The organism is Paraburkholderia sp. A3BS-1L (assembly GCF_051125215.1).
In the GTDB taxonomy this organism is placed as follows: domain Bacteria; phylum Pseudomonadota; class Gammaproteobacteria; order Burkholderiales; family Burkholderiaceae; genus Paraburkholderia.
This window is the reverse complement of record NZ_CP120443.1, coordinates 1,875,551-1,888,285: the sequence shown is the minus strand read 5'-3', so window position 1 is coordinate 1,888,285 and position 12,735 is coordinate 1,875,551. Positions and strand designations below refer to the sequence as shown.

The following is a 12,735-nucleotide window of genomic DNA, read 5'->3' as shown; positions in this document are numbered from 1 at the left end:
ATAAGTCGCGCGAGAAGGAGACACATGAACACCCCACTCGCCCAGGCGGCGGATACGATCCGCCCCCGCCAGATTGCCACCGACGTCGCCATCATCGGCGCAGGTCCGGTCGGCCTCACCCTCGCCAACATTCTCGGCCTGCAAGGCGTGCGTGTCACGCTCGTCGAGAAGCTCGACCAGATCATCGACTACCCGCGCGCCATTGGTCTGGACGACGAAGCATTGCGCGTGTTCCAGTCGATCGGCCTGGCCGACGCGCTGCTGCCGCACACCACGCCCGACCACTGGATGCGCTTCGTCACGAAGGACGGTCACTGCTTCGCCTCGATCGAGCCGCGCACCGACGAATTCGGCTGGTCGCGCCGCAACGCGTTCATCCAGCCGCTCGCGGACCGTGTGCTCTACGAAGGCCTCGATCGATTCGAGCACGTGGAAGTGCTGTTTGGCCACTCCGTCGACGCGTTCGAGCAGGACGCGCAGGGCGTGACGATCGACGTGAGCGACGCGAACGGCGAGCGTCGCACGATCCGCGCCGCGTACATGGTGGGCGCCGACGGCGGCAACAGTTTCGTGCGCCGCGCGCTGAACGTGCCCTTCGAAGGCCGCACGAAGCCGAATCAATGGATCGTGGTGGATGTGCGCAACGACCCGATAGGCTCGCCGCATGTCTACATGCATTGCGATCATCGGCGCCCTTATGTTTCGGCTGCGCTGCCGCATGGCATTCGCCGCTTCGAATTCATGGTGATGCCGGGCGAGACCGAGGAAGCGCTTTCGAAGCCCGAGAACATGGCTGCGCTGATCCGCAAGGTAGTCGCCGATCCCGACAAGGTCGACTACATCCGCAAGCGCGTGTACACGCACAACGCGCGCCTGGCCGCTACGTTCCGCGTAGACCGCGTTCTGCTCGCCGGCGACGCTGCACACATCATGCCCGTATGGCAGGGGCAGGGCTACAACAGCGGCATTCGTGACGCGAACAATTTGGGCTGGAAGCTCGCGATGGTCGCGAAGGGCCAGGCCGATGGCCGGCTGCTCGACAGCTACACCGTGGAGCGCCGCGCGCATGCGCGCTCGATGATCCACCTCTCCGAAGTCGCGGGCGATATCTTCGCGCCGACCACGCGCTTTGGCGCGCGCTTTCGCGACGCCTTCGTGCGCTCGATGAATGTGTTTCCTGCGGTCAAGCGTTACTTCGTGGAAATGCGCTTCAAGCCGATGCCGCGTTATGAAGCGGGCGTCGTGCTGCTGCCGCCGCCGCAAAAAACCGGCGGCTGGTTCGCGAGCATGCTGGAGCGCTCGGGCAACTCGGCGCCGGGCCGCCTGCTCGGCTTGATGAGCGAGAAGCGCGACTCGCTGATCGGCCGTCTCGCGCATGGCCGTGATCGGCTCGCTGCTTCGCCGGTGGGGCGCATGTTCATCCAGCCACGCGTGCGGCTCGCCGATGGTCGCGTAGTGCGCCTCGACGATGCGATCGGCAATGGTTTCGCGGTGCTCGCCTGGGGCGCGGACCCGACCTTCGGTCTCACGCCGCAAGCACGCGCGCTGTGTGAGCGGCTGGGCGTGCGTTTCGTGTTCGCGAAGCCCGACGTGCAACTCGAATACGCCGACGACGTGCCCCCGGGCGTGCTCGCGCTCGGCGACGTGCAGGGGCGGCTGAAAGCGTGGTTCAGCTGCCTGCCCGAGTCGGTCGTGCTGCTGCGTCCGGACCGCTTTGTCGCCGGCGTTTGCACGCCGCAGCAGGTTTCCGGCGCGCTCGTCGAGCTTGCGGACAAGCTTGGCATGACCGACGCCGCCGAACCTGCGCTGCGCGAAGCTGGCGCAGCCGCACCGCAAAACCGTCCCGTGCGCGGCGTGGCCGTCGCGGGCGCCGCAGGAGCATGAGCATGCCGATTCACCTCGAATGCCTGTCGCATACGCCGTTGCATGGCTATTTCGATCCCGCGCCTGAAGTCGTGGCCGAGGTCGAGCGCGTGTGCGGCGCCGCACGCGAACGCGTGGAAGCGTTCAACCCCGATCTGATCGTTGCGTTCGCACCCGATCACTTCAACGGCTTCTTTTACGACGTCATGCCGCCGTTCTGCATCGGCGCACGTGCGGAGGCCATCGGCGACTTCAACAGCATGGCCGGCACGCTGCCGGTGCCCGAAGAACTCGCGCATACGCTCGCGCAAAGCGTTCTCGACGCCGATATCGACGCGGCGCTTTCATATCGCATGCAGGTCGATCACGGCTGCGCGCAGGCGCTCGAAGTGCTCACCGGCGGCCTCGACCGCTACCCGGTGATTCCGGTGTTCATCAACTCCGTCGCGCCGCCCATGGCGACGCTGCGCCGCGCACGTTTGCTGGGCGATGCGATTGGCCGCTTCTTCTCGCGCAGTGGCAAGCGCGTGCTCGTGGTCGGCTCGGGCGGCATCTCGCACGAGCCGCCGGTGCCCGAACTCCTTGGCGCGACGCCTGAAGTGGCCGAACGCCTGATCGCGGGCCGCAACCCGCCGCCCGATTCGCGCGCCGCGCGCCAGGCGCGCACCGTGGCCGCCGCGAAGTCGTTCGCGGCCGGCGATAGCCCGTTGCATCCGCTCAACCCCGCATGGGATCGCGCATTCCTCGAGCGGCTCGCCTCGGGTGAACTGACCTCCGTGGACGGCATGACCAACGCGGCGATCACGCGCGATGGCGGCAAGTCGGCGCACGAGATTCGCACGTGGGTTGCGGCGTTCGGGGCGCTGGCCGCTTATGGCCCGTATCGCGCAACGCTTGACTATTACCGCGAGATTCCCGAGTGGATCGCGGGTTTTGCCACCATGCACGCCACGCTCGACGCGGCTTGACAGAACGTACGGAGCCTCACCATGACAGATTTGAAACGTGTCGCGGCGCTGGCCGCACGCCTGCGCGAAGCCGAAGCGTCGCGCAACACGATCGAGCCGGTTCGCGGCGAGATCGCGGCGGGCGGCATTGCGCTGGACGATATCGCCACCGCTTACGCCGTTCAGCAAGCCAACGTCGATCTGCGCGTAGCGAATGGCGAGCGCATCGTGGGACGCAAGATCGGCCTCACGTCGCTCGCGGTGCAAAAGCAGCTGGGCGTCGATCAACCCGACTTCGGCGCGCTCTTCGCTTCGATGGCCTATGGCGATGCCGAAGCGATTCCGCTTTCGCAACTGATCCAGCCGAAGGTGGAAGCGGAAATCGCGCTCGTGCTGGAGCATGACCTCACGCACGAGAAACACACCTTCGTCGATATTCTGCGCGCCAGTGCGTATGCACTCGCGGCGATCGAAGTGGTGGACAGCCGGATCCAGAACTGGGACATCCGCTTCGTCGACACCGTGGCCGACAACGCGTCGAGCGCCCGCTTCGTGGTGGGCAGCCGCCCGGTGCCGCTCTCGCAGATCGACCTCGCGGCCTGCGCGATGGCGCTTTCGCGCGATGGCGAGGTGCTTTCGCGCGGCAATGGCGCGGCTTGCCTTGGCAATCCGCTCAACGCCGCCGTGTGGCTCGCGGACCGCATGGTCCAGTTCGGCACGCCGCTGCGCGCGGGTGACGTGGTGCTCACGGGCGCGCTTGGGCCCATGGTCGCCGTGAGGGAACCCGGCATCTACACCGCGCAAATCGAAGGCCTCGGCAGCGTTTGCGCAACTTTCTCCGCCTGACACAGGAATTCATATGGCTTCCGAAAAACTCAAGGCCGCGATTATCGGCTCCGGCAACATCGGCACGGACCTGATGATCAAGATCATGCGCAATAGCCGACATCTGGAGCTGGCGGCGATGGTCGGCATCGACCCGAACTCCGATGGTCTCGCGCGCGCCGCGCGCCTTGGCGTGGCGACCACCCATGAAGGCGCGGTCGGCCTCACGCGCCTGCCCGTGTTCAACGACATCGACTTCGTATTCGACGCGACTTCCGCTGGCGCGCACGTGAAGAACGATGCGCTGCTGCGCTCGCACAAGCCCGGCATCCGCATGATCGACCTCACGCCGGCCGCGATTGGCCCGTACTGCGTGCCGGTCGTGAACATCGACGCGCATATCGACGCGCTCAACGTCAATATGGTCACCTGCGGCGGCCAGGCCACGATCCCCATCGTTGCCGCGGTGTCGCGCGTGGCGAAGGTTCACTACGCGGAAATCGTCGCATCGATCAGCAGCAAGTCGGCGGGCCCCGGCACGCGCGCGAACATCGACGAATTCACCGAAACGACCTCGAAGGCTATCGAAGTGGTGGGTGGCGCCGCGAAGGGCAAGGCGATCATCGTGCTGAACCCCGCCGAGCCGCCGGTCATGATGCGCGACACGGTTTATACGTTATCCGAAATGGTCGACCGCGAGAAAGTCGAGCGGTCGATTGAAGAGACGGTTGCGAAGGTTCATGCCTACGTGCCTGGCTACCGCCTCAAGCAGAAGGTGCAGTTCGACGAAATTCCCGCGAGCGCGCCGCTCAATATTCCGGGCCTCGGCCAGTTCAGCGGCCTGAAAACCTCGGTGTTCCTCGAAGTGGAGGGCGCCGCGCACTATCTGCCCGCATACGCAGGCAATCTCGACATCATGACTTCCGCCGCGCTCGCCACCGCCGAACGCATGGCGAAAACGCTCTTGAGCATGCAAGGAGCCTAAGGCGATGAACAATCCGGGCAAGAAACTCTATATCTCCGACGTGACGCTGCGCGACGGCAGCCACGCCGTTCGCCACCAGTACTCGATCCAGAACGTGCAGGACATCGCCCGCGCATTGGACCGCGCGAAGGTGGACAGCATCGAAGTCGCTCACGGCGACGGCCTGCAGGGCTCGAGCTTCAATTATGGCTTCGGCGCGCACAGCGACCTCGAATGGATCGAGGCCGTCGCCGACGTGGTCGAGCACGCGAAGATCGCGACGCTGCTGCTGCCCGGCATCGGCACGATTCATGACCTGAAGGCTGCGTACAACGCGGGCGCGCGCGTGGTGCGCATCGCCACGCACTGCACGGAAGCCGACATCTCGAAGCAGCACATCGAGTACGCGCGCGAGCTGGGCATGGACACCGTGGGCTTCCTGATGATGAGCCACATGACCACGCCGGAAAACCTCGCCGCCGAAGCAAAGAAGATGGAAAGCTACGGCGCGACCTGCATCTACGTGGTCGACTCGGGCGGCGCGCTGACGATGAACGACGTGCGCGAGCGCTTTCACGCGGTGAAAGCCGTGCTCGAGCCCGAAACGCAAACGGGCATGCACGCGCACCATAACCTCTCGCTCGGCGTGGCGAACTCGATCGTCGCGGTGGAGGAAGGTTGCGATCGCATCGATGCATCGCTCGCGGGCATGGGTGCGGGTGCGGGCAATGCGCCGCTCGAAGTGTTCATCGGCGCGGCGGAGCGCATGGGGTGGAACCACGGCACCGACCTCTACACGCTGATGGATGCCGCCGACGACATCGTGCGTCCGCTGCAGGACCGCCCGGTGCGGGTGGACCGCGAAACGCTCGCGCTCGGCTATGCCGGTGTCTATTCGAGCTTCCTGCGCCACTCGGAAGTGGCAGCGAAAAAGTATGGCCTGAAGACGGTGGACATTCTCGTCGAACTGGGCAAGCGCCGGATGGTGGGCGGCCAGGAGGACATGATCGTCGATGTGGCGCTCGATCTGAAGAATCGCATGGAAGCATTGCAGTCCTGATCAGGGGCGCCGCGCACGGCCTGCAAGGGGTGCGCGGCGCTGTCATGGATAGCCGCCGGAAAGAGCGGCTCGCATAGAGATACGGAGACTTTTATGACGTCGCGAAACAGTGGTGCTGAAGGAAGTGGAACGAGCGGCAGGGCAACCATTGCCCTGTGTCTGGCGATTGCGCTGCTCGAGGGGCTGGACCTGCAATCGGCGGGCGTAGCCGGGCCGCGCATGGCGAAGGAGTTTCATCTCGCCGTGGCGCAAATGGGCTGGGCGTTCAGCGCGGGCGCGATCGGCCTGCTGCCGGGCGCGGCGCTGGGCGGGCGGCTTGCCGACCGCCTTGGCCGCAAGCGCGTGCTCATGTGGTCGGTGACGCTGTTCGGGCTCTTCTCGCTCGCCACGACGATGGTGTGGAGCTTCGAGAGCCTGCTGGTCGCGCGTCTGCTCACGGGCCTGGGGCTCGGTGCGGCCATGCCCAACCTGATTGCGCTGTGCTCGGAGGCGGCGGGCCCGCAGCAGCGCGGCACGGCGGTGGGCGCGATGTACTGCGGCATGCCGTTTGGCGCGGCGATCGCAGCCGTGATCGGCATGCTGGGAACGGGCGACGCGAGCTGGCGCCACGTGTTCTATGTCGGCGGCCTCGGCCCGATCGTGATGGTGCCGCTGCTCGGTCTGTTCCTGCGCGAATCACGGCAGTTCGTGGCCGCGAAGGCGTCGACGGTGGCGAAGGAAGGCACGCCGGGCGTGGCGCAAGCGCTTTGGCATCAGGGCCGCGCGCGCACGACCATTGCGTTGTGGATCAGCTACCTCGGCACGCTCATCGTCCTGTACTTCCTGATGAACTGGCTGCCCTCGATGGTGCTCGCGCGCGGCCTGACCCGCGTGGAGTCGAATCTCGTGCTGATGCTGTTCAACATCGGCGGCGGCGTCGGTGCCGTTGCCATCGCAACCATCATGGATCGCTTCGGACGCCGCGGCACGGTAATCGGCATGTATGTGGGTATCGTGGCCGCGCTCACCGTGCTCGCGAGTGCGGGGGGCGCAAGCGCCACGGCGCTCGGCGGCCTGCTGTGCGGCTTTTTTATCGTCGGCAGCCAGTCGGTGCTTTACGCACTGGCAGGCCACGCGTATCCCACGGAAGTGCGCGGCACGGGCGTGGGCGCCGCGGTGGCGGTGGGGCGCCTCGGCTCGATTCTCGGACCGCTGGTGGCGGGCCAGTTGTTCGCGCTCGGCCAGAGCCCGTCGATGCTCGTGGGCTCGAGCATTCCGCTCGTCGTGGCGGCGGCGCTCGCGGCGCTCAGCGTGGTGGGCGCATTCAAGCAGCACGGCGCGCCAGGCGCACAGGGCGCATGAGATTGAAGGGGAGGAGGCGTGCGCCTTCTCCCGTATCGGGTTGACGTTTTAAGGGATGGTCATCATGACGGGTACTGCACACACAATCACCGAAGCCTCGACGAGCAAGTTCGCTCGCGTGAAGGACGGCGAGGTCGAGTTCCAGATTCACTACAACGATGCGGGCGAGGGCGCCGAAACGGTCGTGATGCTGCACGGCTCGGGTCCGGGCGCGAGCGGCTGGGCCAACTTCAACCGCAATGTCGAGCCGCTCGTCGCGGCCGGCTACCGCGTGATCCTGATGGACTGCCCGGGCTGGAGCAAGAGCGACCCGATCGTCTGCACCAGCTCGCGCTCGGACTTGAACGCGCGCGTGCTCAAGGGCCTGCTCGATGCGATCGGCATCGAGCGCGTGCATATTCTCGGCAATTCGATGGGGGGCCACAGCGCAGTGGCCTTCGCGCTCGAGAACCCGCAGCGCGTGGGCAAGCTCGTGCTGATGGGCGGCGGCACCGGCGGCCCGAGCAGTTTCGCGCCCATGCCCACCGAAGGCATCAAGCTGCTGCAAGGTCTCTATCGCGATCCGACGATCGAGAACCTGAAGCGCATGATGAACGTGTTCGTCTACGATGCGAGCGCGTTGACCGACGAGCTGATGCAGACTCGCCTCGAAAACATGCTCGCGCGCCGCGATCACCTGGAGAACTTCGTGAAGAGCCTCGCCGCGTTCCCGAAGCAGTTCAGCGACTATGGCCCGCGCCTGGGCGAAATTGCTGCACCTGCGCTGGTGATCTGGGGCCGCGACGACCGTTTCGTGCCGATGGATATCGGCCTGCGCCTGCTGGCTGGCATGCAGAACGCGCAACTGCATGTGTTCAACCGGTGTGGCCACTGGGCGCAATGGGAGCATGCGCAAGCGTTCAATCGCATGGTGATCGACTTTTTGAAGCACTGAGAGTGCGGCGCCTGGGGGCGGGCGCAGGCCCGTTCGGCACAAGCCTTGCGCAATATCGCGCTCGCGCGGTGCCGGCACGATTGCCGCCTGCGCGCCGAGAGCGCGCGGGCGGCTTGGCGCTGCGGCCCGGTTGCGCGGGGACGAACTCCACAGGCACGGTTGTTGCGAAAACGTGGGCACGATGCGGCCGGATGACTGGCGTTATCCGCAGCCGCATCCGCACACGAGGAGTACTGATGAATCAGGACGCGAAGGCAACCGGCGCCACGGCCGGACCCGCCTCGCATTCGCGGCTGCTGCGTCCTGGCGAGACGTGTCACTCGATTCGTCACGCGCCACGCCTGCGGCTGCTGGTCGACGCGGAGGATTATTTCGCCGCTGTGCGCGCGGCGATCGTTCGCGCGCAGCGCAGCGTGACCATCGTGGGCTGGGACATCGACAGCCGCGTCAAACTGGTGCCGGGTGGTGCGGGCGATGGCTATCCGGACACGCTGGGCGATTTTCTGGCGGCCGTGGTGGCTGAGCGCCCGGCGTTGCGCGTGCACATCCTCGCCTGGGACTTCGCGATGCTCTATGCGTTCGAGCGCGAATGGCTGCCGGCTTACAAGCTGGACTGGCGCAGCGGCGGGCGCCTGAAATTCCGGCTCGACGGGCGGCATCCGCCGGGTGCGTCGCATCACCAGAAGGTCGTGGTGGTGGACGACCGGCTCGCGTTCGTGGGCGGGATCGACCTCACGCGCTCGCGCTGGGACACGCGCGCGCACGCACCGTGCGAGCCGCGCCGCTGCAATGGGCCGCGGCAGATGTATGGCCCCGTTCACGACGTGCAGGCAATGTTCGATGGCGACGCCGCGCGCATCGTGGGCGTGCTCGCGCAAGAGCGCTGGATCCTGGCGAATACGGCGGCGCGCCGCGCACCCGCTCACCGGACGGCGGCGTCCAGCGCCGCCGGGCCGCCCGCACAGGACGCAGCGGACCCGTGGCCGCCGGACTTTGCCGCGGACGTCGAGGACGTCTGGCTCGGCATCGCGCTCACGGCCGCGCCGCATGCGGGGCACGGGGGCTGCCAGCACATCCGCGCGCTCTATGGGGCCGCGATCGGGGCCGCGCGCAAGACGATCTATATCGAGAACCAATACTTCACCGCGAGCACGATTGGCGACGCGCTGGCACAACGGCTCGCCCAGCCCGATGCGCCCGCCGTCGCCGCCGTGCTTCCCTGCCGGCAAACGGGGTGGCTGCAATCGGCAACCATGGGCACGCTGCGAGCGCGCCTGTATCAGCGCCTGCGCGAAGCAGATCATAAGGATCGCTTACGGTACTACTCGCCATGGGTCGAAGGTCTCGGCGACGCGTTCATCAACGTTCATAGCAAGCTGATGACGGTCGACGACGAACTGCTGGTGATCGGCAGCGCCAATCTCAACAACCGCTCGATGGTGCTCGATACCGAATGCAACATCGCGCTGGAGGCTGCCGGCAACGAACGTGTGCGGGCGGTCATCGCGGCGGCGCGCAACGGTCTGCTCGCCGAGCATCTGGGTGCGCACCGCTCGCAAGTGGAGCGCGCGTTCGCGCAGTTCGACGGCGATATCCATCGCGTCGTCGCGAGCCTCTCCGGGGGCGGGCGCGCCTTGCGCACGCTCGAGCCGCGCGTGTCGTCCGGACTTGACCAGTGGGTTCCGGAGAGCGCGGTTGTCGATCCCGAACGGCCGGCGGTGCCCGACGAAGTGGTGCGCGAGTTCGTGCCGGGACGCGGCGGCCGTTCGATTACCGCACGTCTGCTGGTGCTCGGCTCGTGCGCGCTGCTGGCAACGGCAATGGCGCTTGCCTGGCACTACACGCCGCTCGCGCGCTTCCTGAGCCTCGCGCGCATCGGCGAGGCGGCGCGCTCGCTCGCGGCGGCGCCCTTCGGTCCCGTGCTCGTGATTGGCGCCTATGCGCTGGCCGCTGTCGCGTCGGTGCCGGTTACGGTGTTGATCGTCTGCGCAGGACTGTTGTTCGGCGCGTTCGCGGGGAGCCTTTATGCGTTGTCGGGCTCGCTGCTCGCTGCGCTCGTCACTTACGCCATCGGCCGTTGGGCGGGGCGCGACGCGGTGCGCCGGCATGCGGGCTCGCGGCTGGACCGGCTGTCCAAACGCCTGGCGCGTCAGGGCATTGCCGCCGTGGTGGTGCTGCGCGTCGTGCCGCTCGCCCCGTTCTCGCTCGTCAATCTCGCGGCAGGCGCCTCGCATATCGGGCCGGGAGATTACCTGCTCGGCACGCTGATCGGCATGACGCCCGGCATCGTGCTGGGCACCCTGTTTGCCCATCAGCTGGCTGCCGCCCTGCGTCATCCGGGGCCCGGCACGATCGGATTGCTGGTTGCCATCGGCGCGCTGCTCGTGGGGCTTGCCCTGATGCTGCAGCGCCTTTTGAGGCCGCGCGAATGAACGGGCCCGCGCAAGCGCCGCTGAGCATCGTCACCTGGAACATTCACGGCGCGGTGGGCACGGATCGCAGGTACGCGCCAGAACGTATCGCCCGCGTGCTCAAGGATATCGATGCCGATGTGGTCGCATTGCAGGAGGTGCCGCTGGGCGGCGCTTCCCACTTCGACGTGCTGGCCGTCCTGAGCGGCGCAACCGGTTGGCAGGCGGTGGCCGGCCCGACCCTGGACCTGCCCGCGCGGCGCTTCGGCAACGCGGTGCTCACGCGCTGCCCGATCAGGGAGACGCGCACGATCGATCTGTCGTTCGGCAGCCGCGAACCGCGCGGCGCGCTCGACGTCGATATCCTGCATGGCGGCGAGCCGTTGCGCGTCGTCGCGACGCATCTCGGCCTGAGCGGGCGCGAGCGGTACGCGCAGATCGCCCAATTGCTGGCCGCGTTCGACCGGCCTGTGTTGCCGGTGGTGCTCGCGGGCGACATCAACGAGTGGTTTCTGTGGCGGCACGCACTGCGCCTGCTCACCGCGCACTTTCGCGCCGCGCCCGCGCCCGCCACGTTTCCTTCATGGTGGCCGGTGTTCGCGCTCGATCGCATCTGGATGCACCCGGTGAGCCGGCTGCAAAGCGTGCGCGTGCATCGCGACGGCGAAGCGCGCGTCGCCTCCGACCATCTGCCGCTGGTTGCGCGCATCTCGGCCGACGGCCTTGCGCCCGGGCATGGGTGATGCGCGTGTTATCGACGTGGAGGCCGCCGGTTTTTGCCCATTGCCGGCCGGTCCCGACGCGTTTTGAATCCAACCCCGATGGAGAACTCCATGTCACAGAAGCCTTCCATGACCGACTTCGAAGTGATCCGCAAACGGGCGCGCGAGAATATTGTGCAGGGCGCGGTCACCCCTGGCTACCACGCCGACCGCGATGCCGTGCTCGAATTGCTGAACAACGCGCTCGCAACCGAGCTGATATGCATGCTGCGATACCGCAGGCATCATTTCATGGCTACCGGTCTGGAGTCGAAGAGCATTGCCGACGAATTTCTCGAGCACTCGAACGAAGAGCAGCAGCATGCCGACCAGATCGCGGCACGCATCGTGCAGCTCGGCGGCGAACCGAATTTCTCGCCCGACGACTTGAGCACGCGCAGTCACGCGGAGTACGTCGAAGGCGATACGCTGGTCTCCATGGTTCGCGAAGACCTGGTTGCGGAGCGCATCGCCATCGACAGCTATCGCGAGATCATTCAGTACCTTTCCGACCGGGACCCGACCTCGCGTCGCGTGATGGAAACCATTCTTGCCAAGGAAGAAGAGCACGCCGATGAAATGGCGGAGCTGCTGGCAGGACTGCCCGCCGGAAAGCGTGCATAGCCATTTCGGAGACCGCTATGAAGCTCTCTCGCCAGACCTCGACCATCGGTCAGGGAAAGCCGACCGACGCGCACACCAGCGATCCCTTGCTGCCGCATGAAGCCGACCAGGAACCGCACTCGCAAGAGGAAGCGGAGCCGCGACGCGTCGGCAAGCAGGGGTATCGCGACCTACGGCGGGGACTCAAGGACACCGACCGGTGGGGCGGCGACGATTATCAGCGGCGCACGCAGAACGATGCCATCGCGAATACCAATTCGACGAAGCGCAGGGGAAGGTAGGCCGGCGCAATCCCACGCGCTTCGTTCGGGGCGCCGTACCCGCTGCGGCGCCGCGCGCTCGTTCTGCTAGAGCTTTACGCCGCCTGCTTCCGGCGGCACGGGCGGCTCGCGTAACGGTTCCTCGCCGGTTGGCGAAACGGGCTCGTCCCAGTGCGCACGCGTGCCGTAGTACTCGTGCAGTGTCGTGGCCCAGCCGATGTCGGCCATGACCGGCCAGTGATCCTTGTCGAATCCCGGCGCGGTCTTGATGCGTTCGCTCGTTACGTTGAGGATGAAGCATTTATGGGTCGTATCGAGCGTGAGCGCAGCCCAGGGCAGCGCCATCAGCTTGTCGCCGATGCCGAGAAAGCCGCCGCACGACATGACGGCGTAGGCGATTTTTCCGCGCTCCACATCAAGCATAACCTCCTTGATCTTGCCAACATCTTCGTTATCCGAAGTGAATACGTGGTCGCCTTCGAGCGTGCTCGACGCCATGATATACGGTCCGGGGCCGGCTGCGGTTTGGCTGCCTTTGCCAACGATGTGCGCGCCGGTTTGGGAGGTGGTTATGGCCATAATGGACTCCTGAATTGATCGTAAGGGTGTGAAACGGGGTGTGAAACGGGGTGTGCAACGCTTGTTCGCTGCGAAGGCAGACGGGTTGCCTCCAGGATGCGCGTTGTCACGCCTCATGACTCCGCATCGCGTATGCCTGAAGCGCCCGGGCATGGCCGATGCGGTT

12 protein-coding genes are annotated in these 12,735 nt (G+C 66.4%); 11 read left to right on the top strand and 1 reads right to left on the bottom strand.

Going from position 1 to position 12,735, the window contains the following annotated elements:
• Positions 1-24: 24 nt before the first annotated feature.
• The 11 genes from P5W99_RS23595 to P5W99_RS23545 all read left to right on the top strand — a co-directional run bounded on the left by P5W99_RS23595 (position 25) and on the right by P5W99_RS23545 (position 12,011).
• Positions 25-1,884 (top strand): bifunctional 3-(3-hydroxy-phenyl)propionate/3-hydroxycinnamic acid hydroxylase, encoded by a 1,860-nt coding sequence (locus P5W99_RS23595; RefSeq protein WP_434663246.1) that lies wholly within the window; start codon positions 25-27, stop codon positions 1,882-1,884.
• A gap of 2 nt (positions 1,885-1,886) precedes the next feature.
• Positions 1,887-2,831 carry a 3-carboxyethylcatechol 2,3-dioxygenase gene (locus tag P5W99_RS23590; protein WP_421047803.1) on the top strand — a complete coding sequence of 315 codons (945 nt, stop codon included), beginning with the start codon at positions 1,887-1,889 and terminating at the stop codon, positions 2,829-2,831.
• A gap of 21 nt (positions 2,832-2,852) precedes the next feature.
• Positions 2,853-3,656 carry a 2-keto-4-pentenoate hydratase gene (locus P5W99_RS23585; RefSeq protein ID WP_434663243.1) on the top strand — a complete coding sequence of 268 codons (804 nt, stop codon included), beginning with the start codon at positions 2,853-2,855 and terminating at the stop codon, positions 3,654-3,656.
• Positions 3,657-3,669: 13 nt separating this feature from the next.
• Positions 3,670-4,620 carry an acetaldehyde dehydrogenase (acetylating) gene (locus P5W99_RS23580; protein WP_421025796.1) on the top strand — a complete coding sequence of 317 codons (951 nt, stop codon included), beginning with the start codon at positions 3,670-3,672 and terminating at the stop codon, positions 4,618-4,620.
• Positions 4,621-4,624: 4 nt separating this feature from the next.
• Complete coding sequence (gene dmpG / locus P5W99_RS23575; RefSeq protein ID WP_421025795.1) at positions 4,625-5,659, top strand: 4-hydroxy-2-oxovalerate aldolase; 1,035 nt, start codon at positions 4,625-4,627, stop codon at positions 5,657-5,659.
• A gap of 93 nt (positions 5,660-5,752) precedes the next feature.
• Positions 5,753-7,000 (top strand): 3-(3-hydroxy-phenyl)propionate transporter MhpT, encoded by a 1,248-nt coding sequence (mhpT, locus tag P5W99_RS23570; protein WP_421025794.1) that lies wholly within the window; start codon positions 5,753-5,755, stop codon positions 6,998-7,000.
• Positions 7,001-7,064: 64 nt separating this feature from the next.
• Entirely contained in the window at positions 7,065-7,934 is an 870-nt protein-coding gene (locus P5W99_RS23565; RefSeq protein ID WP_421025793.1) for an alpha/beta fold hydrolase, read from the top strand.
• A gap of 236 nt (positions 7,935-8,170) precedes the next feature.
• Positions 8,171-10,366 carry a VTT domain-containing protein gene (locus P5W99_RS23560; RefSeq protein WP_434663237.1) on the top strand — a complete coding sequence of 732 codons (2,196 nt, stop codon included), beginning with the start codon at positions 8,171-8,173 and terminating at the stop codon, positions 10,364-10,366.
• Positions 10,363-11,088 (top strand): endonuclease/exonuclease/phosphatase family protein, encoded by a 726-nt coding sequence (locus P5W99_RS23555; protein ID WP_421025791.1) that lies wholly within the window; start codon positions 10,363-10,365, stop codon positions 11,086-11,088. Before P5W99_RS23560 ends, P5W99_RS23555 begins: the two co-directional genes overlap by 4 nt.
• Positions 11,089-11,178: 90 nt before the next feature.
• Complete coding sequence (locus P5W99_RS23550; RefSeq protein WP_421025790.1) at positions 11,179-11,730, top strand: ferritin-like domain-containing protein; 552 nt, start codon at positions 11,179-11,181, stop codon at positions 11,728-11,730.
• Between the two features lie 17 nt (positions 11,731-11,747).
• Entirely contained in the window at positions 11,748-12,011 is a 264-nt protein-coding gene (locus tag P5W99_RS23545; protein WP_421025789.1) for a hypothetical protein, read from the top strand.
• Positions 12,012-12,077: 66 nt separating this feature from the next.
• On the opposite strand, the gene P5W99_RS23540 is transcribed toward P5W99_RS23545, so the two are convergent.
• Positions 12,078-12,569, bottom strand: coding sequence for a PRC-barrel domain-containing protein (locus P5W99_RS23540; RefSeq protein WP_421025788.1), 492 nt, complete (start codon positions 12,567-12,569; stop codon positions 12,078-12,080).
• Between the last annotated feature and the right edge of the window lie 166 nt (positions 12,570-12,735).